A 26156-nucleotide genomic window follows, 5' to 3' on the forward strand; every position below is an offset into this window, starting at 1 on the left:
ATATTTTTCGAAGCATTCGTCATGAAAGTACGTGTACTGGGCTGTTCAGGCGCGATCTCAAAGGATTGCCGAACCACGTCATTCCTGATCGATGGGGACATGTTGATTGACGCCGGCACCGGGGTCGGTGACCTCACGCCGGATGAAATGAGCGGCATTGAGCACGTCTTGCTCACGCACTCGCACCTGGACCATGTGCTCGCCCTGCCCTTGATGGTGGATGCGATCGCCGCCCGGCGCACGGCGCCGTTGCAGATTCATGCACTCGCTGGCACCATCGCCGCCTTGAAAATGCATATTTTTAATGATGTCATCTGGCCCGATTTCACTCGCATTCCAACGCCAGAGGCTCCCTTTGTCACTTTTCATGAAATCCAGGTGGGCCAGACCCTGCAATTCGGGCGCAAGCTGGTGGAGGTATTGCCTGCGGTGCACACCGTCCCCGCTGTGGGTTATGCCGTTACCGCAGGAAACGGCTGCTGGGTGTTCACCGGTGACACCGAACGCAACCCGGCATTCTGGGACCGGCTCAACCAACTCAATGTGGCGATGCTGGTGATCGAAACCGCCTTCAGCAATCGCGAAAAAGACCTTGCACAACGCAGCTTGCACCTGTCACCCCACGTACTGGCCGACGAACTGGACTGCATCGCGCCCGGCGCGGGTTATCCCATTTACATCACGCACACCAAGCCTGCGGAAACCGAGTTGATCATGGCCGAGATTCAGTGTTTTGATCAGACCTTGGCCAATGGACCCCATGTGACCCACGACATTCGCTGGTTGCGCGCCGGGCAGGAGTTTGAGTTATGAGCGCCGTGATTAAACCAGCCAGTGGCGAGAGAAATTCCGAGCAGGTTTTTTTTGAATCACAAAAGCTGCCCAGCGAGAAACGGGGCATGCTGTTTGAAGCCCTGTTTTACAAGCAGCTGCAACAGGTTACCACCCGGATCCACGAAACCGAGAACCTGGAGCAGATCATGCTGGAGGCGAGCCAGGATATCTGCAAACTGTTCAATGCAGATCGTCTGACCCTTTATGCCGTCAATGAGGACCAGAGTGCCATTGTCTCCAAGGTCAAGACCGGGCTCAACAGCAGTCGGGACCTCAAGTTGCCGATCACGCCCCAAAGCATCGCCGGTTACGTTGCCTTTAGCCGACGACTGCTCAACCTGCCCGACGTCTATGACGACGACGCGCTCAAGCAAATACACCCGGCCCTGACCTTTCTCAAGGAAGTGGACAAACGATCGGGCTACCGAACGCGGCAGATGCTGGTGGCCCCCATTCTTGAGGGCAAGACACTTTATGGCGTGCTGCAGGTCATCAACAACAAGAACGATCAGCCCTTTGGTGAGCTTGAGGTGGAAGGCGTGTCGCAACTGTGCAAAACACTGGGCACCGCCATTCGGCAACGGATCCAGAAGGCGGAAGCGAGTGCGCGGCGCATGGCCACCAAATACGATGGTTTGGTCGCCGATGGTGTGATGTCGGCGCAGGAGCTTGAGCATTGCCTGCAGCAAGCGCGCGGCGAGGGCAAGTCGGTGGAGCAGGTCTTGATCACGCAGTACCAGGTCCGGCCAGCCCAGATTGGCCCCTCACTGGCCAAGTTTTTTGGTGTTCCCTATGAGCCCTTCAGTGCGGGGCGCATCCGCTCGGAGATGCTGCATGGTCCGCTCAAGCGCGAGTTCATTGAACAGCAGGGGTGGATACCGCTGGAGGAGTCCCCCGAAGGCCTGGTCATCATGTGTGTGGACCCCGAAGCGGCGCTCAGCTCGCGCGTGGTGCCGCAGGTATTCCCCCGCATCATCAGATTCTCCTACCGGGTCACGACGCAAACCGAATTTGCCGATACTTTGGGTCAGATATTCGGTCTGGAAGCGGCGGGCGGGTCGATCGACGAGTTGCTGGCCGACATGGACGGCGGCGCCATTGACGACGGCAGCAATGACGACTCGCTGGAGTCGGCGGCGGCTGACAACGAACTCGTGAAGTTCGTCAACAAGGTGATCATTGACGCCTACAAGCAGGGGGTGTCCGATATTCACATCGAGCCGATGCCGGGCAAGCTCAAAACCGGCATCCGGTTTCGCATCGATGGCACGCTGCAGCCGTATATCGAGGTCCCGGCCCATTTTCGCCAGGCCATGGTGACCCGTTTGAAGATCATGTGCGATCTCGACATTTCAGAGCGCCGCCGGCCCCAGGACGGCAAGATCAAGTTCAAGAAATACGGTCCGCTCGACATCGAACTGCGGGTGGCCACCATACCGTCCGCTGGCGGGGTGGAAGACGTGGTGATGCGGATTCTGGCCGCCGGGGAGCCGATCCCCATGGACAAGCTGGGCCTCACCCCGCACAACATGGAGCGCGTCATTCGCACCGTCGAGAAGCCCTACGGCTTGTTCTATGTGTGCGGCCCCACCGGCTCGGGTAAAACCACCACGCTGCACTCCATCCTCAAGCACCTCAACACGCCCGACACCAAGATATGGACGGCCGAAGACCCGGTGGAAATCACGCAAAAAGGCCTGCGCCAGGTCCAGATCAACCGCAAAGCCGGCATCGACTTTGCGCTCATCATGCGGGCCTTCTTGCGCGCCGACCCCGACATCATCATGGTCGGCGAGTCGCGCGACAAGGAAACGGTGGCGATGGGCATCGAAGCGTCGCTGACCGGCCACCTGGTGTTCTCAACCCTGCACACCAACTCGGCGCCTGAATCCATCACCCGCCTGCTGGACATGGGCATGGACCCCTTCAACTTTGCCGATGCGCTGTTGGGCATACTGGCGCAGCGGCTGGCCAAAAAACTGTGCGACTGCAAGGAAGCCTATGTGCCCGACTTTGATGAGCTGCGCCTGTTTGCGGCCGAATATTCCGATGAGCTGCGGCACTCGCAAGCCTGGGTGGCCGACTATGAAGGCGAAACCGATAAGCTGATCGCGAGCTGGCACCGGCAATACGATCAGGACGGCCAACTCCGGTTTTACCGCCATGTGGGCTGCGACAAGTGCCACAACACCGGCTACAAAGGCCGCATCGGCCTGCATGAGCTGCTGATCGCCGACGACGGCATCAAGAAACTGATCCAGGAGCGTGCCCGCGTCGCCGAGATTTTTGCCGCCGCGGTGGAAGGTGGCATGCGGACCTTGAAGATGGACGGCATGGAGAAAATCATGATGGGCCTGACCGACATCAAGATGGTCAGGTCGGTGTGCATCAAATGATGCCAAGCCGAACCCATATCAAGTCACATCACATCCAATAGCCGCAGCGTGGGCTGCAGGCACGCAGCTTTTGGCTGTGCCGGGTCAGAAACCCGTCTTCGCTACCGTGAATGTCGAGACGTGATCTTAAAAGCTTTCCCAGTCATCTCCACCCGCTTTGCCTGTGGCGGCTCGCGGGGTCTTGTGCGCGGTCGTAACGGGCGCTGCCAGCGAGCGCGGCGTAGAACTGGAACCGATTTTTGTCTTGGCGCCACTTCCCGGTGTTCTGTCGGCCGGGGCGGGGCGGGTGTTGATCGTCTGTTGCGGCGTTGTGTTGTGCACCCTGCCGCCGACATGGTCCTGCGACAGCTTGAACACCGCGACTGTCCCGACCAGATCCTGTGCCTGTGTCTTCAAGCTCGAAGCGGCCGCCGCCATCTCTTCCACCAGCGCGGCATTCTGTTGCGTCGTCTGGTCCATCTGCGTCACGGCCTCGCCGACCTGCGCCACGCCCTGGCTTTGCTCGACGCTGGCGGCCGTGATCTCGCCCATGAGGTCGGTGACGCGGCGGATTGAACCGACCACTTCGGTCATGGTGGCGCCGGCCTGATCGACCTGCGCAGTGCCCTGCTCAACCCGCTCGACGCTGGTATTGATCAGGCTCTTGATTTCCTTGGCGGCGTTGGCCGAACGTCCCGCCAAGGACCGCACTTCACTGGCTACCACAGCGAAACCACGCCCCTGCTCGCCCGCGCGCGCCGCTTCCACCGCCGCGTTCAGAGCCAGGATGTTGGTCTGGAAGGCAATGCCGTCGATCACGCTGATAATGTCCGAGATTTTGCGCGAGGCGTCATTGATACCCTTCATGGTATCCACCACCTGGCTCACCATTTGACCGCCCTGGATGGCGACGGTGGAAGCACTTTGCGCCAGTTGGTTGGCCTGTTTGGCGTTGTCGGCGTTTTGCTTGACGGTGGCGCTGAGCTCTTCCATGGACGCGGCGGTTTCTTCCAGCGCGCTGGCCTGTTGCTCGGTGCGGGCCGAGAGATCCTGGTTGCCCTGGGCGATCTCGGCGCTGGCGGTGGCCACGCTCTCGGAGCCTTGGCGCACCGTGCCCACCACGCGGGTCAACGACGTTTGCATGCGTTCCACCGCTGCCAGCACACTGGCTGTGTCGCCGGTACGCAACTGCAGCCGGGCGCTCAGATCGCCATCGGCAACGCGGCTGACGGCATCGCACAGCTCGGCGGGCTCGCCGCCCAGTGAGCGTGACAGATTACGCGTAATCGCCCAGCCCACACCCGTGCCAATCAAGAGCATCAACAACGCAAGGCTGATCAGGACCGACATCGATGCTGTGGCCTCAGCTGCGGCATCATTCGCCAGTTTGGCGGCGAGGGTCTGCTGTAGGGCCATCGAATCACCGACGGCCTTGAATAAGGTGTTTTGCAGGTTTTGCACTTCGCCCATCAGCACGCCGCCAGCGCTCGCGTCCGCGCCGCGGCTGGCAAGCTCGGAGACTTGATCGATACCAGTGTAGTAGCGAGGCCCCGCCTCTTTGATGATTTTCAAGAACTCAGTGGCCTGAGGTGAGTGAGTGGATTGTTCTATCAGTGCCAGGAGCTTGGCGTTAGCGGCCCGACTTTCTTCAATTTTTTTCTTCTCGCCGTTACGAAGGTTGTTGTCCTGCGTAATAACCATGTTGCGCACGGAGCTTGCCACGACGTTGAGGTTGTCTTTGTAGGCGGCAAACTGGAATGTCTTGACCATCCGGTTATTGGCCACCTCATCGAGATTGCCGGCCAGCGTGCGCATTTTGAGCGCCCCAAAGACCGAAATGGCAGTGCCGATCAGGACGATCGCGCCAAAGCCGAGTGCCAGACGGGTCGAAACTTTCATGTTGGTAAAAAATGCCATGGGAATCCTCTGGGGTTCTTGAGATCAATGGGGAATTGAATTGAGCAGCCCCATGTTGGCGCTGCCCATTGGTTTTTCGATGTCGTGCAGGACCGGCATGCGCTCCTGCGTCGAGCTTGTACAACCGCGCGCGGACTCATGCGGGGAGCTTTCTATCGCTTGGTTCACTGCGTGCAGCACTTGTACCTTGGGTGATTCTTTGTTGGTGCAATGGGAGTGTTATCGGCATGACTCTTGATAATTCAAGCGTTATCCGCATGTCCTTGAGTTGCAAAACGTGCCCTTCGTATGACGCATAAAATTTTTCTGCAAAAGCCCGTGACACAGAGATGACGGTCACGGGTTCGACGGCTCACAGTCAAGGGCGCATCAGGCAGAAAGAAGAGGTGGCAGGGCTTCGGACTAAAGAGAGTATGCGGCAATGGTTGCCGACTTCGCCCTGTCGGCGAAGTTAGAGGGCACCAGTTGGACTGGACCCGTTTTGGGCAACCCCGCTACCACTTCGCACGAATGCGTCAGGCCGGAAGCTTTGCGACCCCGTCTTTCAATCGGGTGTGCTTTTGAACTTGGACGCATTATATGTTTGCCAGTATTGGCGTGACAGATGCGGCAATACCCAGAAATGATGAGACCATTTGCCCCTGCGGGTTTCGGCTGAATTTGTGACCCCCGTCGGGGTCGAACTGACGCTTGGCGGGCTCAATTCTGTTGCCTTCAACTCGGCGTTGCTCAGGCCAGCGATAATTTCCGGATGAACAAGTCACCCGCTTTGCCCTGCTGCCGCAACTGCGAATTCACCACGCTGCCTCGCGTCCAATGTCTTAAACACCTGTGATCATGCCCATACCCCCCGAGTCGCTCATTAGCTATCCGTCGCGGTTTCCCATCAAGGTCATGGGCGCCAAAGTGGACGGTCTGGTGCATGCGATCACCCTGATTGCCCGCCAGTTCGACCCCATGTTTGATGCCGCTACCGTTGAGCTGCGCGAGAGCAAGGGCGGCAAGTATTTGGGTGTGACCATCACCGTGACTGCCACCAGCCGCGAGCAGCTTGACGAGCTGTACCGCACGCTTTCCACGCATCCGATGGTTAAAGTGGTGCTGTAGATGGCCATGGACCTGTCGCTGCACCGACTTGGCCGGATCGACTACCTGCCCACTTACGAAGCGATGCAGGTTTTCACCGCTGCGCGCACGCCCGAGACGCTTGATGAACTATGGATTTGTGAGCACCCCCCGGTCTACACCCAAGGGCTGGCGGGCAAGGCAGAACATGTGTTCAACCCCGGCACCATCCCGGTGGTGCAGACCAACCGCGGTGGTCAGGTCACCTACCACGGCCCCGGCCAGGTGGTCGCGTATCCGCTGCTTGACCTGAAGCGCGCCGGGTATTTCATCAAGGAATATGTCTACCGGATAGAAGAAGCGGTGATTCGCACCTTGGCGAAGTTCGGCGTGACCGGGCACCGGGTGGCGGGTGCGCCGGGTATTTACGTGCGACTCGATGACCCGGGCTCGCACGCGTTGCTGCCGCAGCGGCCGATGAAGTCGGCGCTGGCCAGCCCCAGTTTTGGAGGACTGGGCAAGATCGCTGCCCTGGGACTCAAGGTCAGCCGCAACTGCACTTACCACGGCGTGGCGTTGAACGTGGCGATGGACCTGGAGCCCTACACGCGTATCAACCCCTGCGGCTATGCGGGTTTGCAAACAGTGGACCTTTCTACAATCGGTGTTTGCGTTGGCTGGGATGAGGTCGCGGAGCTGCTGGGCGACAAGCTCACCCGCTACCTGGCGCCCTGACCCGGCCAGCAAGCCTGCTTGCCTCCTTTACCTACCCTTTTTGCCACCATGAGTCACAGCCCCGACGACCTTGCCACCCCAGCCATCCCTGCGTCCGTGCGCGAGGTCCAGCCGCCAGAAGCCTACGACCCGCTGGTCAAACAAAAATCCGCCGCCAAACTGTCGCGCATCCCGATCAAGGTGGTGCCGGGCGAAATTCTGCGCAAACCGGCGTGGATTCGCGTCAAGGCCGGTAGCCCGACCACCCGCTTTTACGAAATCAAGGACGTGCTGCGCAGCAACAAGCTGGTGACGGTGTGCGAGGAGGCCAGTTGCCCCAACATTGGCGAGTGTTTTGGCAAAGGCACCGCCACCTTCATGATCATGGGCGACAAATGCACCCGGCGTTGCCCGTTTTGCGATGTCGGTCATGGCCGCCCCGACCCGCTGGATGTGAATGAGCCTGCCAACCTGGCGACCACCATCGCCCAGCTCAAGCTCAAATACGTGGTGATCACCAGCGTCGACCGCGACGACCTGCGCGACGGTGGTGCCGGGCATTTTGTGGCCTGCATCCAGGCCATCCGCGACAAGTCGCCGCAGACCCAGATCGAGGTGCTGGTGCCCGACTTTCGCGGCCGTGACGACCGCGCGCTGGAGATTCTGAGAGCCGCGCCGCCCGACGTGATGAACCACAACCTGGAAACCATCCCCCGCTTGTACAAGGAAGCGCGCCCCGGCAGCGACTACCAGTTCAGCCTGAATCTGCTAAGCAAGTTCAAGGCGCTGTTCCCCGATGTGCCGACCAAGAGCGGTTTGATGGTCGGCCTGGGCGAAACCGACGAAGAAATTTTGGCCGTGATGCGTGACATGCGCGCCCACGGCATCAACATGCTGACCCTCGGCCAGTACCTCGCGCCCTCCAGCGCGCACCTGACGGTCAAGCGCTACGTGCACCCCGACACTTTCAAGATGTTCGAGGCCGAGGCTTATGCGATGGGCTTCAGCCACGCCGCCGTCGGTGCCATGGTACGCAGCAGTTACCACGCCGACCAGCAGGCGGGCCATGCGCTGAGTCAGTTGTGAACAATCAGAAGTAAATGAGAAAATTTAGTAGTTATTGAGACAATGTTCAGAAGTTAGTGGGATAAATTAGCGTGGCGGGCACTGGAAATAGCTTAGAAAACCCGAGTTCCTCCAATGAATCACCACGGATTGCTGTCTTTCCAAAGGGCCAAACTCCGTGGCGAATTGATTGGTTCGGCGATATTGCCTTTCCCGACCGTTCTGTTCGCCGCAAGCAACCCTCTGTATTCATCCACCTGTCCCGGGTAACGGATTCACGGTTCCGCGATGACCCAGCAGTCTTGCTCTCTGCGCATAGCACGGTATCGCCGAATTTCCAACGACGTGTCTGGGTTTCTGTCGGCACGCTCCCCCTGCTGCGCATTGGCGATGTCTGGCGCGATGGTCAGCTTGATGTCCGACCCGACTACCAACTGGAAGAATTCACAGATATCCACATCGACCAGAGCACGACCACGCTGATCAAGGCCGGGTTGAATCTGGACGAAGGCGGTTTCTTGCTTCCGTTGTCCGAGCACCCGTGGCACATGCAGTGCACACAATCATATTGCGTGATGGTCGACCTGCCTGGTGCCCGCCGATTGATCATCCCCTGCATGGAGTTGGTCAGGTTCTACTTCGGCTCTTCAAGCAGCCTGATCACCAAGCTTTTTCTTCCGCCGCTTGCACGCGATTCGCTGTATGAAAATGCCACCCTGAACACCAAGTCCGGGCGACTTGTGCTTGCGCTGGCCGAAAAAATGTCTGGGGCCTCCGCTGCCGACATCGGGCGTCTTCACTTGGAGCCGGCCGCCTGGCGCGCTGCCGCGCATGTGGGGGCGTCCATCCTGAAGGCATCCGTGGCCAACCATGCCGTCTATCCGCAAGCACTTTTTCCTTTCGAAGGGAAAAGCACTTTGGTAGCCTCAGGCAAGTGGCTGTCTTTTGCTGACCAGCCACAGGCTACGTTCCTCGTCTACAACTTGCGCTCCTGCGCACATCCCTTTCCGTTCCGATCGCTTCGCTACGAGGCCAAAGGGGGCCGCCCCAAACCACCACCTCCCGAAGGAGGGGCAGCAAATTCCAACGCCAACCAAACTCTGGCATCCGCTAAGGATGCCAAAGATCAACTCATCGCCGAGCATGACCCTTCCAACAATCTGGCGCCGCGTACCCGCTCTTTTCAGGTCGAACCCCGGTTTCCCGATCTAATACCAAAATCCATCTGGAAAAGTAAAAGCATATCCCTTGAAGATCAAGCTGCAAGAAGGAAAAGCAAGGCCGCACCCGTCGAGAGTGCAGCTTTGGGTGAGCCGGGGTCTGAGCGGCGCACCCGCCCAATGGATCTCGCGTTGTTGGCCACTTCCGAATTCTGGAAGTCTCAACTGATTCCTGAATTTCTGCGCGATACCGTCTTTCAGCTCCGTTTTCTGCAAGGCATAACTGTTGAGTTGCTTACCGAAAGCGGCCATGACGGCTGGACAGTTCCAATTTCGATCCTCTCCGACGAAGACGGGGAGATCAATAGCCAACTGTTTATTACCGAGCCTGGCGGAAGTTCTCGTTTGCGACGGGCCAGCGTGTTTGCGTTTGAACGCGACAATGACCATGTGTGCGCCGTAGTGATCGAGTCCGACCCCATCCACGTCAAGTTTTACCCCACGACAGGTCAAGATTCAAACGAGGTATGGGAGACGTTGCGTTGTGCTGCAGTGGATTTCCTGAAGGGATCCGATAGTGATCTGGAAGGCCTCGGTTTGTCTGATTTGATTCATTGGGTTTTTGATCTCGTAGAGAGATGACAATTAGCCTCAATACTCGGGGCCGGTGGAATGCGTCGAAGTCGCACTTCCGCGTCTACCTTATCTAACTGGAGGCCCCACCAAGTAATCGCATCCGCAAAAACCTCTCGGCAGTCGATACCTTCCCACGGACCGTCCAGCATCGGACGAAAGAGGTTTTCGTCGAGGTCCAAAGCAAACGCTGCAACCACCGGATCACCACCTGCTAAGGGCATGAGAGATATCTGAACGGCGACCACAACGTTATCAGAAGGATGCACGTCGCTACGGTACTCTTTCAGCAGGCTGTTTCTTTCGTGCTCCACGAACTCTCTGAAAATTCTGTCGTCGTCACCGTTTTTCCAGCGCGCGAAGAATTCACCAGCTACCCGCTTCACAACCCGATCTTCCCCGTCGACCTTGTCGAGGACATGGCCGACCGCGCGAATAAGGGCCACTGAGCCCGCCCATACGATGCGCCATTGTCGAAGGTCCTTTTCGTCTTCTAGCATGCGAAGCGCAATCCTGCAATCCTCGAGTACTTCTCTCGCCATTCGAGTCATGACTGAACGCTCCCTCCAGACGACGGCCCGGAATCACTTTCGCCCGTTCCGTATCGACGCTGCAAAATTGTGCAGGCCGCGAGCAAGGGATCGGCCTTGCGGCGCTGCTCGAGTTGGTCAACCAAAAGCTCCGCCCATTCTTGGCCAAATGGATCATGAGGAAACCCTCCGGCTGCCGAGCTACTGACCGGGGGACGCGATAACCGCGTGAGAATATCGAAATCAAGGCCGTCGACGTTCCGGCTAAGAAGTCTGAGTTGATCGGCTAACGGGAAATCGCTTCCGGTTTGGATCCACTCCGGACGGAATCCCAATTCCGCGCCCAGTTCCTCAATCTTCAAACCGAGTGCCCGAATTTCATCGGGCGTCATCGCTCGGCGGGGACAAGAGTGGTACGGGAATCGCTCGGCACAAGCAAGCACGACGCGTGCAAGCTTACCGACGTGTTCGACACAGCAGTCGGTGACATTTCGCTTCAGTAGCTGAGCCGGCACCTTCTCTGACGTCCCGGCAAATCGGTACGTCCATCGCATCACCTTGCCAGATCTACCTGAGCAGCTCCCCACTAACGAAATTCGCCCCTCCTTCTGAGAAAAATTGCGCATCTTGAGGAAAAAACGCGCGGCCGGGTCCGAACCAAGCACCTGCTGCTGCTCGCCCCACCAAACGTCGAATCCGGGAACTCGCGCCATCTCCTTCTGGATGAGAAAACTGACGCTACGCGCGGCTGACACGAAGGCGTTGAGGCAGTACCCAAATTGGCTACCCGGTCCTTGTCGTCGCATCAAACGGACAAAGTAGTCGACCTCGAGCAACCGCTCTTCCACGAGGAGCAAACTTGTCAGCATTTGACGTGGCGCGGTCATAGATGTTATGTTTGTCTATTTTGTGTCGCCGCATCCTAATCTTAATTCGCCCTGGCCGGAACCCCTACGGCTGAAGATGTGCTATTTTCGAACATAGAAAGGTACCAGTTCGATCCGTTTCGGTCAAAGACGCGGTTGAGCTGCATTTGTCCAATTGGATCGACTCACAATCGAACAGCGCAGCCGTTTGATGGCTCGCATTAAGAGCCGGGACACTAAGCCGGAAATGGCGGTCAGGTCGACTCTCCACCGGCTCGGTTATCGCTACCGACTGCATGTGAAGGGCTTGCCCGGCTGTCCCGATCTCGTATTTCCCGGCAGGAGAAAGATCATCCTGGTGCACGGATGCTTCTGGCACGGTCACTCCTGTCCGCGCGGGCGATCCGTCCCGAAAAGTAATGTCGATTTTTGGACGACAAAAATACAAGCCAATCGGAAACGCGATGCGCGGACACTCAGAAAACTCCGGCGTGTCGGCTGGAGCGTTCTTACCTTGTGGGAGTGCGTGATCAATAAAAATCTCTGGCTTAGCAAAGCGCTCAACTTCTTGGGTGAGTGAGGTCCAAAGATACCCTCACCTTCATCGCGTCGTTACAGCTCTAGTCGTATATAACTTGGCTACTCGTTTCTATAGGTTGCATATTGTTCGAGTGTAGCTTTCGATTTTTGTCGTGAACCTGCCACGTGATAGTTCAAAAGGTCATATAAGACATCTTCTACTGAAGGTGGTATTTGAATATATGGCAGCGCTTTATTGATTGTTAAACGTTCCTGGAAACTAAGGATGGGAACATCGATCTCTAACAATTTATCCCATTTCCTGTCGACGAAAGAGAGTTGCTTTTTCAAACATGCGTAAGTACTCCGAATCCACTTGCGAACAGGCGATGGTGAGTCTGGGGTTAGCCTGTCCGGTAGGGCAAACAGCGGATTCTTGACTTCGCCGCCGGCATCAGGTTCTCATGGGAGCTTCTGGCTCAGGGGGACTCGTTTATAACGAAATGGGGAATGCTGTCCCATTCTTTATGATTATTTTATCTTGCTACTAAGGAAAGGGTAGCCTAAAGAGGCGATTTTCGAAATTTCACATTTTAATTAAAAAGTCACCATGAAATATCGACCAAAGTCCGATTATTCAATTCAATACCAGTCGAATAATTTTCACTATAGTCACCTGCTGGAATGTAAACCAGCCCGATCTCAGGCCTTAGTTGCGTTAATTTAAAAAGAGTTATAGCGCATGGCTTTGGCCCTAAAGAGGCCGCAATTACGTTATATGATCCCTTTAATTCGTCGAGTTTTTCACACAAAATTTCCACAGAAATATCGCTTGTATCATAACAATCGAAATCGAAATATGATTTTTCATCGGCAGGATCACAGTCGACTGAGATATTTCGGTGTTTGTTACCTAATTGATCCCCAGTTTGACGACCAATCAACATTTTTCTAGGCTCATAACGCTGCTTTAACTGGGCCAATCTTTCTTCATCGAATCCAGAAAGAGCCAAAACGCACGTCGGTTGATCAGGGTACGCAATACCTGAACGTTTTAGAACAAACCTCGGAGCTCTAGCATCACGGCTTAGATAGCTTCCGTACTCCAACGGACGAAAATAGCTGAATTCAGTAGGTATTTTTCTTCCAGACAAGAAATGCAGTGCGTACCAAATTAAATCTCTTGGCGCTGTCGTCCCATTAAATCTAATCTTAGATGCGGTAAAGACATGATCTTCAAATACCTTCAAAAGAGATTTATATAATGACACCGCATCGCAATAATCATGTTCAAACTCAAGATATTCGATACTGAGCGACTGTGCCTTGGCTCTGATTCTATTTCTAAATGGTAGTGTTCTCTCTGAATATTCTTGAGAAAATGAAATCAATATTTTCGATGGTTTAAAATCTATTATATCGATATAAACACCTTCCTCGAAACGAGGTTCCCATCCTGCAGGGGCCAATAAGATACGCTCACTCATCGAAGAGTCCCCCTTGTTGTTTAGGCACGTGCAGATCATCACTGTTGGTTGGTATTGATCGGCCTTGTGTAGCGTTAATTAGATCAACCGCCTTTAAAGAAGCACGCCCGTGTTGACCAACCACATCGAGGCTATATTCAGGCCACAACATTCGATTAGGAGTATAAAAATCTTCGCGCCCCCCCCCATCCTTTGCAGGGCCACTTCTGACGTAAAGCAGCTGAGCTTTTTGCGCAAGATGAAGGATTGGTTCGAGCTCTTCACGCAGGTGTTGTTCGTATCCAGAAATTGAAAATGTTAGAACCCGAGGTTCAGATTTATGATTCAATAACCGATAGCGAAAGTGCTCTGCCAACTTAGTAAGTAATTGCCTCAATTTTTCCGCCTCAGTTTTGCCACAACCTTCGACTTGGGTTTCTAACTTATTCCTAATAAATTCCCAAAGTTTTTCACTGCGCTCATGAATAATTTTAGACTGCACTTCTGAAGAAATATACGTATTTACGTTTACTTCATCATTCGATTGCAACGCCTCAAACATCCAGTAGCATGGAACGAGTAAATGTCTTATTACGCCAGTAGACAGGTGAACTAGCGTATCAAATCCGGCATATACGGGCTTATTTGCTTTGGCGGGCCTTTCTTGAAAATATCGGGCACGCGCATATTTATATACATAATCATTAATTGCTTTACTGTTATCAGGAGAAACCCCTTTATTAATAGCCTCTTTTTTTGTCTGCTTTTCATACTCATCCATCTCTTTGCGAAAAGACACACTTTCGGGGAAAAATTCGTCAATGGTGAGTTCAATGCCGACATTCTTAAGGCGCTTTGCAACCACATCACGAGCAAATTTACCAAAACCGGATTCTTTATTTTGATATGGCTGCTCAAGATCTATCGTAATGTAATCATGGCCTTCAAGAATAGTTCCTCCAAATGCAGTTCGCATATCGTAGCGATGAATACCGGCGATCGCAACCTTGAAAGAAAATACAGAATGATCTCGATACCCCAACCAGGAATTTAAAAGCTTTCGCTGATATGGATTCAAATCATGTGCATCATCAATAAGAAGAGATAAATGAGTGTTTTGCAGCAAAGTTGTTTGCTTGAGCGCCGTTAAAATCGGAAGTATTAAAGTATAAAATGAACTGATCTCAAAACTTAGCTCAACACCATTGCCACTGGCTATTTGCAATTGATCTGTTTTGATGCGATCGCGAATTGCACGTTGTAAAAATCCAAACGGGTTTTTATTCTCAGTTGGTTTTACACCTGTCAAATATGCAAATTCGTCGATTAAGAAAGCCTGGTCTTCCCTGGAAAAATCGTCCGCTATTCGAGAAAAATCTTTAGCGATAGCCGCACCAATTCCATATGCCAAATTATGTTCGGATAAGATTGCTTGCTCCACCTCCGGAAGAAGACGATATTCCTCTTTGTGCGTTAGCGCGGTATTGCAAGGAACATAAATTCCAACGTAGGAAGGTGGAAATGTTTCACTCTTTAACGTTTGCCGAAGTTTTTGATAGACAAGTGAGTTGTAAATAAGGGCCATGCTTTTCCCTGACCCTCGCTCGCCATTGATGAGTACATTCCTGCTAGATTCAACGAAACGTGAAAAATTGTGATCTTCAATGAACCATTCAACGAGTAATTCAGGTGCAAGATTTGGTGCCGCGTCATATTCGAAGGGGTTTGTTGGCTTAGACATTTTTGACCCCCAAGGCAGAGTCAACGAGAGGGCCTACCAAATAGCGTTGATCAACTTTTTCAATTAAACCGTCTAGATCACCGGGCGAGCTGAAATCGTTTAAAGTAATTGGCTCCAATCCGATGCCGAGAGGCTGTCCCGTCTTTTGAAAAGTGAGACTGATAGATGTTTCTCGAAATGGCATCAAAACATCAGCGTAATGGCGGGCGAACTGTCTCTCATTATTCATTTTTGCCGCCCGTGAGTAAACCATTTTTAATAAAGCTGAAAGGTGACTCCGTCTTTTTACCTCATCGACAGGGTATGCAGAGTTGTCAACATTGATATGAAAAGTGAGTGCAACTAATCCCCGCTTGCGATCGATTGCGACTTGGGTAATTTGAGCGTAGTGATGATATAGTTCACTACCTTCATCTATCAATTTGCAATCAATGAGAAGTCGAGAAGTCCGCTGAGGTCCTTCGGCAAGCTCATCTGCGAAACGAATTACTGCCGCAATTGGTCCCAACCGTACAGGTTGCTTGCAGAAGTATCTTGAACTAACTGAAAGGGGTTTAAGTGTATCCGTCGCACCGGTTAAAGTCAGTCCGGAATGTGCTCGACCTACCTCAATTATGATATTGCGATCGTTGTCTGTCCAACTACCCCACGTAGGAAGCTTGGACCATACATCAGCAATCTTGAGATTGTGTTTATTCCGTCCAAATATATTACCTACATCATGGAATAGAAGGCCGCATAACAGTACATACATTTCGTCTGGAGTGAAATCATGCATTATTGGTCGTTCGGCTTCAATGCAATATTGATTAATAAAACCCATTAACTCCGATGCTCTATCAATGACATCTTGAATGTGATCTATTCCATGATCTGTTAAGTCCGGCGCTTGATTTTTTATCCAAGGTAAAACATGGTCAACAACTTCGGTTCTAGTGGCTTCATAGTTAGTCCAAAGACGTTTTCCTCGCTCCCCCAATTTGTTTTTTATAAGCCATTCAACATGTTTTTCTAAAGGTCGTTCTTCCCAGCTCATGATTGCCTCTAGCTTATTAAAAATTTTTGTTTCAGCATTTCAGAGAGCGTAATATTGTCGGCAGTTATTGCTCTACGAACCTCTAAGGCTTCGCTTGCCGACAACGTTACGGAATTCATAACATGTTCTTCAAATGCCTGATATGCGATCGGCGCGACAACTTTTGCACACTGTGCAAGCGCCTCGCCATAAACGCGAATCTCTTTTTGCGCGTGAGGATCCAATCTCAATCTAAGAAAATGTAACAGATTATGTAGATCAATCTGCCAATAAAACTGAGTGTAAAGGCTAAGCGGCAAATTCACACGCGCCAATTCACGTGAAATATCATTCTTTAAATATGTCTCGTAGCGCGAATATACTGCTGCTTGGTCAGATTCTAGTGAAGTGAGAAATTCGTTCTTGATCTCACTCTTGAGAACATCATCGGCTCGTCCTTGTTTGTTCAATTTATTCTGCGGACGGATATCGACATTCTCCGGAACGTAGAACTCATCTGCCATAACGCTGTAACGCCCTGATATTTCATTCATACGAGCCGTCCGGTGCCTCACCCACTGACGCGCTACAAAAATTGGCGTCTTAATATGGAACGTGAATACTACTTGCTCAAAAGGTGAGGTGTGCTTGTTCCGCAGGAGGTAACCAATGAGAGAGGCATCTTCCCGAATTGTTTTCGTGCCATCACCGTAAGATACACGGGCAGATTGGACAATTCGCGCGTCACCACCCATGTAATCAACGAGTCGAACGAACCCCTTGTTCAATACCTTGATTTCTTTGTCTAAAAAAGCCTCTGCTTCAGGTACTACTATGCGCGCCATATCACCCCCAAATTTAAATAAGATTATCCATGTGCCAGTATTTTTGAAAACACTGCTTTCGCCAGAATTGGCGGGACTGCATTCCCAACTTGCTGCTGCTGAAAACCGATTGAACCCGCAAATTTAAAGGAGTCAGGGAACGACTGAAGTCTCGCAGCTTCCCTAACCGATAATCCTCGATCCTTCCAGGGATGAATTAGCATGTTTTTACGGAAATTCCCGATAACGACCGAGGGCTCGTCTTCCTTTAGGCGGCGATAAATTCCAGTATGACATCGAGTTACATCGGTATAGTTTCCCATAAGATGTTTTGGTATATTTTCCCAATTACCCCCTTGAGGAATGTGGCTGTAGCGCTCGACGATGTGTGGTGCGTTATTCGTCACAAGATTGCTGTTACAAAGCTTAAGTGCACCACGAAGAGCTTTGGCATAGTTGGTACGTGCAGGTGTTGCATACTCTTTTTCGTCTGGCGCATCACCATTTTCTAAATCTGGCAAATCTTTAAACGCCTGAGAAACAGTCACGTGCTTTCTTTGCGTCCGTTCGGGAGCTGTTATCTTCACTCCATGCAAAGAACCTATGATAAATAACCTATTTCTCTTCTGCGGCACACCGTAGTCGGCTGAATTCAGTACAAAATGATTAGTTGTGTACCCTGCTTTTTTAAAGCCTTTTAGTACAGCATCGAGAAAATATCCATTTTCAGTTTCAAGCAAACCCTTGACGTTCTCAAACACTACCCAATCTGGTTTTACTTCACTCACCAACCTTAAATATTCACGGTACAGCCAGTTATTTTCGTTTTCGATGTCACGATTTTTTTGATTAGATGTGGAGAAACCTTGACATGGTGGACCACCAAAAACAATTACAGGATCCTTGCGGTCGACCGATGCGAAGTCGCTGCCGTTTACCTTCCTTATGTCACAGTCGAAGAGCTTGGCACTTTTGTGATTCAACTTGAATGTGTCTGCGGCGAATTTATCCATCTCCACAGCAAAGCGAACATCAATTCCGCACATGGATGCGCCCGTTGACATTCCGCCAGCTCCGCTAAATAGGTCGATAGCTTGCATTTGTTTTCAATACGATAGTAAGTTCATGATGGCCGCAGCGTGACATACATTCCCATGCAAGTCAAGAAATAGCCTTCAGGCCTTGATTTCACATGTGCCTTTGCGGACAATTCCAGGCAACATGCTGGGCCTGACTAGTCATTTTTGGACATGCGCCCACTTTTCACGATGTCGTGGGGCATCTCACTTCAGCCAGTTGACCACCCACTTCTCCAATCCGCAAACGCTTCAATCATTTTAAGATACCACCCGGGTGCACTCTCAAAGTCCTTACCCAAATGGTTGTACCGAACTGCCTTTGCACGCCAGGCCATCCTTAGCCTCGGCTCCAGATTCACCATCAGCCACGCAGCCAGCTGAACGAGGTGATGCCGCTCACGCAAAGTCCGCGTTTCAGTGGCAACCCGTCCCGCGGTCAGCGGCATTTCCAGCACTCCCAGTTGATCGCACACATACGCACGTAATTTGACCGTCGGATACCGCGAAGTCAGCAGCATGGCCAATTGCCGCATAACGCCGAACGAGTCAAGATCAATTACTGGCTGAGCAGAATCCGGTCTGGTCAGTTGCCCGCACAATCCTGCATGCCAGTCACTGGCCTGCACGTCATAGCTGATGATGGGCTCTGCAACCGACTCACCCAGATCGAATCCACACTGATGGCACCCAGCCAATGATTCCGTGGCAGCGGCATCGATATGCCCCATATCCCTGCGATGAAAGGCCACGCCCGCGCCGCAGTTCGGGCAGCGATCCCGCAGCATGCATTGATGCTGGACGCACACCGTATTGAAAGCCACCCGCCACGATTTCCGAAAGTACGGTTCCGGCTCCTCCAGCAGGCACAGCGGACAGTACTGAAGCCCGAAACCCTCGTGCTTGCGGTGGTACATCTTGAGCGTCAGAATCCATTGCAGTACACCCGAGAGCTTGAACTGTGGATACAGCAGGCCTTCGTAGGCCCGCAGTGTGGTGCCGTAGGCGATCTCCAGCGGGGTCCCAGTCCGGGCGCTGAGTTCATTGACCAGCCAATCGGGGCCCAGCCGGTCAATGTCACGATTCCAGACCTGCAGCCGGTTGCCAAAGATGAGGTTGCAGAAGGTCTGGACCTTCAAACCATGACCGTGTGCCAGGCGCACCAGCCAGGACGAGAGCAGTTCATCCGGCAATGGTTTGTACCGAATGGGCCACAGCAGTGATATGAACCCTTTCACTGACGTCAGAGCCGCTGGTATTGTTTCCGTTTGGACGGCGGCACCCAGCGCAAAGATCGAATCTGCTCCAGGGTAATTTGTTCCGCGTTGCCGCGAATGGCATCCACGGCCAGTTCCTTGAACAGGTCGCACATGTCACCTAGCGTCCCCTCGCTACGCGTATGTATTTCCAGCATCATGGCTGGCTCTTTCAGTTTCGAAGGCTTTTTGAGCGGCGTGCGCAACTCCAGGGTGGCCAGCAACGAACCAAACTGGTTGTCGGCGCGCCAGAGCGGCAGCTCTTCAGGCGAAAAACGGCTGGACATTTGCGGGTCGGTGTTGAAGGCGTTGAAGGCGTCCTCGATTCCGGCGGCCACGATCACGACCTTGGTTTCATTGCCCAGGCTCTTCAACGCATTCCTGAAGTCTTTCTGCCGGTTCAAGCTACCGGCAATCAGGTGGTGGATCTCATCAACGATCAGCATCTTGACGCCCAGCTGTTTAAACAGCAACTTGATCTGGGAGTTCTTGTCCTGCGCAGACGCTGCCGGCTTGTAGGGCGCCATCAAGGCGTCAAGGATCCGCGAATAGAAAGCGGATACGTCGGGCGTTGGCGGCGACTCCACCATCACGACCGGACAAATCGTGGTTTCGCCCAGGGGGTCGAGATCCGGTGGATGCTGCGCCAAAAAGCGCTCCAGTATCGACGTCTTGCCATTGAACGATGGCGCCACCAGCAACATATTGGGCATGCGCGTGATGCGCGGGTATTCCAGCAAGTCCTCCATGCGGGTCAGGACTTCTTTGGCCCGGGAATAGCCGAGCCAGGTTCCGGAGCGGATCGAATGAATGCGCGCCGCGTCAGGCGCGTTGACCAGCGCCTTGGCCGCCTCATTCAGATGCGAATAATCTGTTGGGTTGTCCATCATTCGTCATCCAGGGGTTGGACCATGTCCGGATCGTAGCCGCGCACCGCTGGCGCTGGCGTGCTGGGACCAGGTGCGCGTGAAACGGTCGGCATGGTCTTCACCTTGTCACCACGCTGCTTGTCATGTTCAGTCCGTCGTTGCTGCTCGCGCCGCGCCGTCTTCGTTTTGGATGCGGCATCGGCCTCGAGGGCGCGCTGTTCGTTGATGATCGTAAAGATGGCTTTCTCGTTTTCCGGTGGTATGCCACGTTCGGCACCTCTGCGATGCGCCTCGCGCAGCTCCCAGATGCTTACTGGCGGCAAACTGGTGTCCCGATAGGGAATGTGGACGTAACGCCTGGAGAGTTCGTCGAAAAAGTACAACTGGCTGATATCGCGCGGATCCCGGTGAAACCGGAATTTTCGTTTGTGCTTGGGAAACTCCGGATGCGGCGCATTGATCCAGGGCCGCAACACATCGTGGTAGTAGTGCACGTCATCGATCACCACGCCGTAGCCTTGAATGGTGCGCTCGATGTAGGGCGTGAAATTGATGCGCAACACTTCTTCGTCCAGCCGACGTGCCGGCAGGCCCCGCCCGGGCTTGCTTTTGGTGCCGAGCAGGCCTTCACGCCATTTCTTCAAAGGTGACGTGCCAATGCCGTCGTGCTTGCTGATGTGGTACCTGGCAAAGAAAAGGACCAGCCACTTCTCGATCTCATTGAAGGTCATGCAGGCATTGCCTTCGGCGTCGTACTGCCCTTTTTCATCCGGCCCGGAAAACGTAGCGCCCTTGACGGTCTTGAGGCCCTGGGTGACCGTGCCCATCAGGCGTTCGATGTGGGCACCGTAGCGTGGCGTCTTGACCGGTCGCAGGTGGACATCAATGTCGTACTCGCGGCAAGCCGCCTTGAGCATATCGCCACGAAACTCGCGCGCATTGTCCATGTGCAGCGCGCCCATGACGCCCCAGAAAGGCCATTCGACGGTAGTCACATCGTGTCGGCGAAGCCAAGCCTCCTTTGGCAGGATGGCGTGCGCGACGCACATGCCGGCCGACATGGCCGAAGGCGCCTCAAGGGTCAAGAACATTCCCAGGCACACGCGGCTGTACACGTCGATCGCCAAAGTGACCCAGGCCCGATTGATCGACTTGCGATGCACATCGTCCACGATGATGACCGGCAACAGGGTGTGGTCGATTTGCACGATCGACAACGGCCAATCCGCATCCGGGATCACGCCCTTTATCGGATCATGCTGGTCATGCGCCGCTGCGGCGCCCGCGCGGCGACTGGTGCGCTCACGGCCGTCGGTGCGAGCCAGCCGCGCCCGGATGGTGTTGATAGCCGGCAGCGTCAACCCGGCGTTGGAACAGCGCCTGCGGATTTCGGTCACCGTCGCGGCAATGGACTGCTGCTGCGTTGTGTCGTGAAAGTTCTCCAGGGCATCCTGAATAAGCGCCTCCACCTCCGGCGAAATTCGGCTTCCCTCTTTGCCGCCACGTTGCTTCGTGTTGGGCAACAAGGAAGACAGCAGTCCGGTCTGCCGGAAAGCCGCAACCCATCGATAAACAGTGGCCCGGCTCACACCCGCTTTGACGGCAATCTGGTCGCCAAGCATTTGCGCATAATTGCCACCGCTGACAAGTAGTGGCTCGATCAATTGACGCCGTGTTTGCGCGACTTCCCACAAATCATCGGATACATCCAATAATGCGGTTCCACGTTGAGGTGCAGGCGTCGCCCCACCAATGACTCGTGGCGGGCCGAGGTCTCCGATCTTGAGCAGGACACGCTCGCCGGATTCAGTGTCCCTGGCCAATACCAAGTTGATGTCCGCCAGACTGAGAACGACATAATCGCGCCCCTCGTTGGTAACCGTGGCGCCTTTATTGATCCACAGCTGCGTTGGTGGTGCACGCCGCGTCACGCGCAAACTCCCGGCAACCACAGAGGCACATCGTTTGTGAATGGCTTATCCAGGTCAGCGAGCAAATGCCCCGTCAAAACCATGGACCAGATGACGGGAAGCCAGTACAGCTTGCCATCATCCGTTGGCGCCAAGGCATCAATCAGCCGCTGCGATGAGCCTTCACCGTCGGCGTTTGCCATGTGTTGCTGCACCGTTTGGATATCTTCACTCGAAGGACTGAAATTGCGGTACTCGCGCAGGAACTTGAGGTTGGCCAGCCGTGGTGAGCGAATTTCGTTCTGGTCAACTGTCCTGAATTCCCAGCCTCTTTCCTCAGCATATTGGCGGGCTGCCGCGAACTTGGGTGCATACTTTTCGGCATTGCGCACCAGATCTTCGGCGGACTTGACCTCGACCAGCGAAGGCTTGCGAATCTCACCGGTTTGCGGGTCGGGGCGGTATTCAACGAACACATCGGGCACGTAACCCTTGGGGACGCCCGGAACCGGTATTCGAACAGGCTGGACTTCAAACTTGGCCACGGCATCATCAAAATCCAGAGTCAGCAGGTAATCCTTCTCCAGCAACGACTCGAAAGCATCCATCTCTTCGTTCTTTCGGCTGGAGTAGCCACCAGTGACGAACAGATAGTTCTTCGGGATTTTCCGAACCGCCATGCAGGATTCTTTTTGTGAAAAAGCAAGTTTGCAATGCGGCCATCGTAATTCAAAAGGCGCATTCACCCAATAGCAGGCCGCGGCAATCCGTAGCGATGCGGCTCAACCATGAAATTCCCACGTCATTGGAAAGGTTGAAGCTCAGAATAAGCAGCAACTGGTGACACAATGCCCGCTGGCTTGAAGGTCAAAAAAGATGGGGAGTCTTACGTGAAAACGCGCTCCAGTTTTGAAACAAAAGTACTGGCCGCGTTTACCGCTGCCGTGCTGGTGGTTGCGGGACTCGCCACCACCACCTGGAAGGTGGCGCAAGGCGCTGCCGAAGCGGCACACCGGGTAGCGCATACGCATGAGGTGCTCGATAGCCTTGCCCAAACAAGGGCAGACACGCTTCAGATCGAATTCAGCACGCAAAGCTACAGGATTTCGGGCGACCCGGCGCGACTTGCCGAACGCGATGCGACGATTGCGACACGGGAAACCCTGATGAGCCAGGTCAAGCAGCTCACTGGCGACAATGCCCGCCAGCAGGAGCGCTGGATGCGGCTGCGCGAGGTCATTAATGAACGACTCGCAATTTCCAGACGTGTCGAATTCTTGCGAAAAACCCAGGGCCTCGAAGCCGCGAGCGCGTTTGTGGCCAGCGCTCCGCTGCAGGAAACGCGCGAGCGCACCTACGGCCTATTGCGCGAGATGAGCGAAGAGGAGCGTCGGCTCTTGGAGGGCCGCAATGCCGAGCAGTTGCGCGCTCGCCAAAGCTTGGTGGCTGCCGGCGCGCTGGTCGCGCTCTTGCTGCTCGCGCTGCTTACGGCCACCTATGTGTTGATCCGGCGTCAGTTGCGCGAAACAGAAGCAAGCCGACGCGCGCTCGCCGACAGCGAGGAAAGTCTCTCCACCACGCTGTACTCGATCGGCGATGCCGTGCTGGCGACGGACACCGAGGCGCGTATCACCCGCATGAATCCGGTAGCGGAAGCTCTCACCGGCTGGCCCTTCGCCGACGCGCAGGGCCGCCCCGTCGAAGAGGTATTTCACATCGTCAATGAACACACCCGGGAGCCGGCCGAGGTGCCGGTGGCCAAGGCGCTGGCCACCGGCGAAATCCAGGAGCTGGCCAATCACACCGTGCTGATCGCGCGCGATGGCAGCGAGCGCCCTATTTCCGACAGCGCGGCGCCAATACGCGACGCCAGAGGGCGGGTGGGTGGTGTGGTGCTCGTTTTCCGCGATGTGACCATTGCGCATCAGGCCCAACGGACGATCCGCGAGCAGAACGAGCTGCTGGAACAGCGCGTACGCGAACGCACGGCGCAGTTACGCGAGAGCGAGGATCATCTGCGCAGCGTGATCAGCAACGTGCCGGCGATGATCGCCTACGTTGATGCACGGCAGCGCTACGTCTATGTCAATAATCAATACCGGGAGCGCTTCGCGCCCGGGCAGGCCGACATCGCAGGTCAGACGGTGCGCGGCATCCTGGGCGACGAACGCTATGCCGTCGCCGCCCCGCTCATCGCCAAGGTCTTGCAAGGACAGCCGCAAAGCTACGACTGGCAACCGTTCCCGGGTGTCTGGCAGCTCATCAACTATGTGCCCAGGCGCGATGCACGGGAGGGGGTGGTCGGCTATTACGTGCTGGGCACCGACCTCACCGAGCGCAAACACACCGAGGAAAAAATCCAGACGCTCAATGCAGAGCTCGAGCAGCGCGTGCGCGAGCTGGAGCATGTCAGTCGCGCACTGCGCACCCTGAGCGCGGGTAACCGCACCATGCTGCGCGCGACCGACGAGCAGGGCTTGCTCGACAGCATGTGCCGGGCCATCGTGACCAACGGCGGCTATCAAATGGCGTCGGTGTGGTACCGGATTGATGATGAATTCAAATCACTGCGGGCGATGGCGGAGAGTGGTCATCCGGGCGGCCTGGACGCTCTGCATCAGATGAAAGGTAGCTGGGCCGACAACGAGTACGGCGGCGGCGCGGTCGCCTCTGCGATCCGCACTGGACAGGCCAGCGTGGTCCAGAACATCCTCGCCGATCCGAATTACGCACCGTGGCGGCCCTATCTGCCCGGCTATGCCTGCGTTGTTGCCTGCCCGCTGCGCGTGGACGGCGAGGTCATCGGTGGGCTCGCTATTTACTCTACGGAGCGGGATTTCTTTGAATCGGATGAAGTCACGCTTCTCACTGAATCGGCCGATGACCTGGCGTTTGGCATCGCCACCTTGCGCGCACGCGCCGAGCAACAAAAGATCCAGCAGGCAATGGTCCGCCTGACGCGCTACGACGCCCTCACGGGACTACCCAACGAGGCGCAATTCGCGGAGTTTCTCACTGCCGCCATAGAGGCCGCCAAGCGGCCCAACCGGCCATTCGCCGTGCTGCAAACCAATGTCGAACGGCTGAGTGAGATCAATGATGCCCTTGGGTTCGGCCACGGTGATCAATTGCTGCGGGAGTTTGGAGCACGGCTATGCGTCGCCGCGCCAGCGTCTGCCATGGCCGCGCGCCTGCGCGGTGACGAATTCGCGATCCTGCTGCCCGACAGCAATGCCAATAGCGTCATCACCATGCTGCAGCGCGTGGAAGACGTGTTGGCGCAGCCGTTCCCGGTCGCCGACATTGCGCTGGATGTGTCGGCCAAAATCGGTGTCGCGTTGTTTCCACAACACGGGGCGACACCCCACGACCTGTTCCGGCATATGGACATGGCTGTGCAACAGGCCAAGAAAAAAGGTGTGAAGCACGCCATCTTCGATCCAGACCTGAACCAGGACCAATCGCGCCGTCTGACGATGGCCGGGGAACTGCGGCGGGCGATCGAGGGCGGTGATCTGTTGCTCTATCTGCAGCCGAAGGTGGAGATCACCACGGGGCGCGTGTGCGGCGCCGAAGGACTGGTTCGCTGGAAGCATGCAGAGCGCGGGCTGATTCCGCCGGGCGAATTCATTGGGCTCGCCGAACAGACCGGGCTCATCAAGCCGCTCACCGAATGGGTGATCAAGACCAGCTTGGGCTTGAACCAGGCTTGGCAGTGTGAAGGCTGCGCACTGCCAATCGCCGTTAACCTCTCTGCACGCAACCTGCACGACGACAAGTTGCTGCAGACAATCCGCCACTTGCAGACCACATATGGCGTGGCTGCCGGACTGCTTGAAATTGAAATCACCGAGAGCGCGGTGATGGACGACGCCGAATTCGCACTGCGTGTGCTGCACAGCCTGCGTGATGAAGGCATACCGCTTTACATCGACGACTTCGGTACCGGTTATTCTTCGCTCAGCTATTTGCAGAAACTACCGGTGGAGTACATCAAGATCGATCAATCGTTTGTACGCGACATGACGATCAGCAAGGATTCCTCGCTGATCGTGCGATCCACAATCGACCTGGTCCGTGACCTTGGACGCAAGACGGTGGCCGAGGGCGTCGAAACCCGGGAACAATGGGATCAACTCGCCGCAGCTGGTTGCAATATCGCGCAAGGCTACTTCATCGCCAGACCGATGCCGGCCGAGGACTTCCAGAACTGGGTCAAACAATTTTGTGCGCCTGCCACGACGCCGTCGGGTAAAGCTGCGTATTCCGGCCAATAAAGCCAGCAAATCCGATCCAAAGAAGCCACTGATTCCGGTGTCGG

The 26156-nt window shown here is 54.9% G+C and carries 20 protein-coding genes and 1 riboswitch; of the genes, 8 read left to right on the forward strand and 12 right to left on the reverse strand.

Translation table 11 applies throughout. The features are described 5' to 3' along the window. The first annotated feature begins 21 nt into the window (after window positions 1–21). Window positions 22–813 carry a 3',5'-cyclic-nucleotide phosphodiesterase gene (locus tag WA157_RS16500; protein WP_422621997.1) on the forward strand — a complete coding sequence of 264 codons (792 nt, stop codon included), beginning with the start codon at window positions 22–24 and terminating at the stop codon, window positions 811–813. Continuing rightward, on the forward strand, window positions 810–3230 hold the full coding sequence (locus WA157_RS16505; RefSeq protein ID WP_422621998.1) for a GspE/PulE family protein: 2421 nt from the start codon (window positions 810–812) through the stop codon (window positions 3228–3230). Before WA157_RS16500 ends, WA157_RS16505 begins: the two co-directional genes overlap by 4 nt. Window positions 3231–3356: 126 nt before the next feature. On the opposite strand, the gene WA157_RS16510 is transcribed toward WA157_RS16505, so the two are convergent. Further along, window positions 3357–5126 carry a methyl-accepting chemotaxis protein gene (locus tag WA157_RS16510; protein WP_422621999.1) on the reverse strand — a complete coding sequence of 590 codons (1770 nt, stop codon included), beginning with the start codon at window positions 5124–5126 and terminating at the stop codon, window positions 3357–3359. 481 nt (window positions 5127–5607) lie between these two features. Continuing rightward, window positions 5608–5695: riboswitch (cyclic di-GMP riboswitch) on the reverse strand. Between the two features lie 268 nt (window positions 5696–5963). Here WA157_RS16510 and WA157_RS16515 point away from each other — a divergent pair. The 4 genes from WA157_RS16515 to WA157_RS16530 all read left to right on the forward strand — a co-directional run bounded on the left by WA157_RS16515 (window position 5964) and on the right by WA157_RS16530 (window position 9772). Further along, window positions 5964–6233, forward strand: coding sequence for a YbeD family protein (locus WA157_RS16515; protein ID WP_422622000.1), 270 nt, complete (start codon window positions 5964–5966; stop codon window positions 6231–6233). Window positions 6234–6239: 6 nt separating this feature from the next. Beyond that, on the forward strand, window positions 6240–6926 hold the full coding sequence (gene lipB, locus WA157_RS16520; protein WP_422622029.1) for a lipoyl(octanoyl) transferase LipB: 687 nt from the start codon (window positions 6240–6242) through the stop codon (window positions 6924–6926). Window positions 6927–6974: 48 nt separating this feature from the next. Continuing rightward, on the forward strand, window positions 6975–7991 hold the full coding sequence (gene lipA, locus WA157_RS16525) for a lipoyl synthase (RefSeq protein WP_422622001.1): 1017 nt from the start codon (window positions 6975–6977) through the stop codon (window positions 7989–7991). A 71-nt stretch (window positions 7992–8062) separates the two neighbouring features. Further along, window positions 8063–9772, forward strand: a complete 1710-nt coding sequence (locus WA157_RS16530; RefSeq protein ID WP_422622002.1) for a hypothetical protein — start codon at window positions 8063–8065, stop codon at window positions 9770–9772. Here WA157_RS16530 and WA157_RS16535 read toward each other — a convergent pair. Together WA157_RS16535 and WA157_RS16540 are read right to left on the reverse strand one after the other, a co-directional pair. Then, window positions 9742–10263 carry a hypothetical protein gene (locus WA157_RS16535; protein ID WP_422622003.1) on the reverse strand — a complete coding sequence of 174 codons (522 nt, stop codon included), beginning with the start codon at window positions 10261–10263 and terminating at the stop codon, window positions 9742–9744. The genes WA157_RS16530 and WA157_RS16535 overlap by 31 nt on opposite strands. Before the next feature lie 47 nt (window positions 10264–10310). Next, window positions 10311–11180 carry a hypothetical protein gene (locus WA157_RS16540; RefSeq protein WP_422622004.1) on the reverse strand — a complete coding sequence of 290 codons (870 nt, stop codon included), beginning with the start codon at window positions 11178–11180 and terminating at the stop codon, window positions 10311–10313. 154 nt (window positions 11181–11334) lie between these two features. Here WA157_RS16540 and WA157_RS16545 point away from each other — a divergent pair, with 154 nt between their 5' ends. Continuing rightward, window positions 11335–11739, forward strand: coding sequence for a very short patch repair endonuclease (locus WA157_RS16545; RefSeq protein WP_422622005.1), 405 nt, complete (start codon window positions 11335–11337; stop codon window positions 11737–11739). A 544-nt stretch (window positions 11740–12283) separates the two neighbouring features. On the opposite strand, the gene WA157_RS16550 is transcribed toward WA157_RS16545, so the two are convergent. The 9 genes from WA157_RS16550 to WA157_RS16590 form a co-directional block, all read right to left on the reverse strand. Next, on the reverse strand, window positions 12284–13165 hold the full coding sequence (locus tag WA157_RS16550) for a hypothetical protein (protein ID WP_422622006.1): 882 nt from the start codon (window positions 13163–13165) through the stop codon (window positions 12284–12286). After that, the gene (locus tag WA157_RS16555) at window positions 13158–14885 is read right to left on the reverse strand and encodes a hypothetical protein (RefSeq protein WP_422622007.1); all 1728 of its coding nucleotides are present in this window, start codon (window positions 14883–14885) and stop codon (window positions 13158–13160) included. Before WA157_RS16555 ends, WA157_RS16550 begins: the two co-directional genes overlap by 8 nt. Further along, window positions 14878–15921 carry an HD domain-containing protein gene (locus WA157_RS16560; protein ID WP_422622008.1) on the reverse strand — a complete coding sequence of 348 codons (1044 nt, stop codon included), beginning with the start codon at window positions 15919–15921 and terminating at the stop codon, window positions 14878–14880. The genes WA157_RS16555 and WA157_RS16560 overlap by 8 nt, the downstream gene beginning before the upstream one ends. An 8-nt stretch (window positions 15922–15929) precedes the next feature. Continuing rightward, window positions 15930–16745 (reverse strand): FAD-dependent thymidylate synthase, encoded by an 816-nt coding sequence (thyX, locus tag WA157_RS16565; protein ID WP_422622009.1) that lies wholly within the window; start codon window positions 16743–16745, stop codon window positions 15930–15932. Between the two features lie 23 nt (window positions 16746–16768). Beyond that, window positions 16769–17824, reverse strand: a complete 1056-nt coding sequence (locus WA157_RS16570; protein ID WP_422622010.1) for a DNA cytosine methyltransferase — start codon at window positions 17822–17824, stop codon at window positions 16769–16771. Window positions 17825–18012: 188 nt separating this feature from the next. Next, the gene (locus WA157_RS16575; RefSeq protein ID WP_422622011.1) at window positions 18013–19038 is read right to left on the reverse strand and encodes a TniQ family protein; all 1026 of its coding nucleotides are present in this window, start codon (window positions 19036–19038) and stop codon (window positions 18013–18015) included. Between the two features lie 5 nt (window positions 19039–19043). Continuing rightward, a complete protein-coding gene (locus tag WA157_RS16580; protein ID WP_422622012.1) occupies window positions 19044–19943 on the reverse strand; it encodes a TniB family NTP-binding protein in 900 nt (299 codons plus the stop codon). Then, the gene (locus WA157_RS16585; protein ID WP_422622013.1) at window positions 19943–21856 is read right to left on the reverse strand and encodes a helix-turn-helix domain-containing protein; all 1914 of its coding nucleotides are present in this window, start codon (window positions 21854–21856) and stop codon (window positions 19943–19945) included. Before WA157_RS16585 ends, WA157_RS16580 begins: the two co-directional genes overlap by 1 nt. Next, window positions 21853–22581, reverse strand: coding sequence for a TnsA endonuclease N-terminal domain-containing protein (locus WA157_RS16590; protein ID WP_422622014.1), 729 nt, complete (start codon window positions 22579–22581; stop codon window positions 21853–21855). The genes WA157_RS16585 and WA157_RS16590 overlap by 4 nt, the downstream gene beginning before the upstream one ends. 144 nt (window positions 22582–22725) lie before the next feature. Here WA157_RS16590 and WA157_RS16595 point away from each other — a divergent pair, with 144 nt between their 5' ends. Continuing rightward, window positions 22726–26112, forward strand: a complete 3387-nt coding sequence (locus WA157_RS16595) for an EAL domain-containing protein (RefSeq protein WP_422622015.1) — start codon at window positions 22726–22728, stop codon at window positions 26110–26112. Window positions 26113–26156: the final 44 nt, after the last annotated feature.

The sequence above is a fragment of the Rhodoferax ferrireducens genome, assembly GCF_049302455.1.
GTDB lineage: Bacteria > Pseudomonadota > Gammaproteobacteria > Burkholderiales > Burkholderiaceae_C > Rhodoferax > Rhodoferax ferrireducens_B.

Bases quoted from the DNA above. Each gene is read 5' to 3' on its own strand.
- WA157_RS16500 (WP_422621997.1), top strand. From the start codon at position 22: ATGAAAGTACGTGTACTGGGCTGTTCAGGCGCGATCTCAAAGGATTGC.
- WA157_RS16505 (WP_422621998.1), top strand. From the start codon at position 810: ATGAGCGCCGTGATTAAACCAGCCAGTGGCGAGAGAAATTCCGAGCAG.
- WA157_RS16510 (WP_422621999.1), bottom strand. From the start codon at position 5,126: ATGGCATTTTTTACCAACATGAAAGTTTCGACCCGTCTGGCACTCGGC.
- WA157_RS16515 (WP_422622000.1), top strand. From the start codon at position 5,964: ATGCCCATACCCCCCGAGTCGCTCATTAGCTATCCGTCGCGGTTTCCC.
- lipB (WP_422622029.1), top strand. From the start codon at position 6,240: ATGGACCTGTCGCTGCACCGACTTGGCCGGATCGACTACCTGCCCACT.
- lipA (WP_422622001.1), top strand. From the start codon at position 6,975: ATGAGTCACAGCCCCGACGACCTTGCCACCCCAGCCATCCCTGCGTCC.
- WA157_RS16535 (WP_422622003.1), bottom strand. From the start codon at position 10,263: ATGCTAGAAGACGAAAAGGACCTTCGACAATGGCGCATCGTATGGGCG.
- WA157_RS16540 (WP_422622004.1), bottom strand. From the start codon at position 11,180: ATGACCGCGCCACGTCAAATGCTGACAAGTTTGCTCCTCGTGGAAGAG.
- WA157_RS16550 (WP_422622006.1), bottom strand. From the start codon at position 13,165: ATGAGTGAGCGTATCTTATTGGCCCCTGCAGGATGGGAACCTCGTTTC.
- WA157_RS16555 (WP_422622007.1), bottom strand. From the start codon at position 14,885: ATGTCTAAGCCAACAAACCCCTTCGAATATGACGCGGCACCAAATCTT.
- WA157_RS16560 (WP_422622008.1), bottom strand. From the start codon at position 15,921: ATGAGCTGGGAAGAACGACCTTTAGAAAAACATGTTGAATGGCTTATA.
- thyX (WP_422622009.1), bottom strand. From the start codon at position 16,745: ATGGCGCGCATAGTAGTACCTGAAGCAGAGGCTTTTTTAGACAAAGAA.
- WA157_RS16570 (WP_422622010.1), bottom strand. From the start codon at position 17,824: ATGCAAGCTATCGACCTATTTAGCGGAGCTGGCGGAATGTCAACGGGC.
- WA157_RS16580 (WP_422622012.1), bottom strand. From the start codon at position 19,943: ATGGACAACCCAACAGATTATTCGCATCTGAATGAGGCGGCCAAGGCG.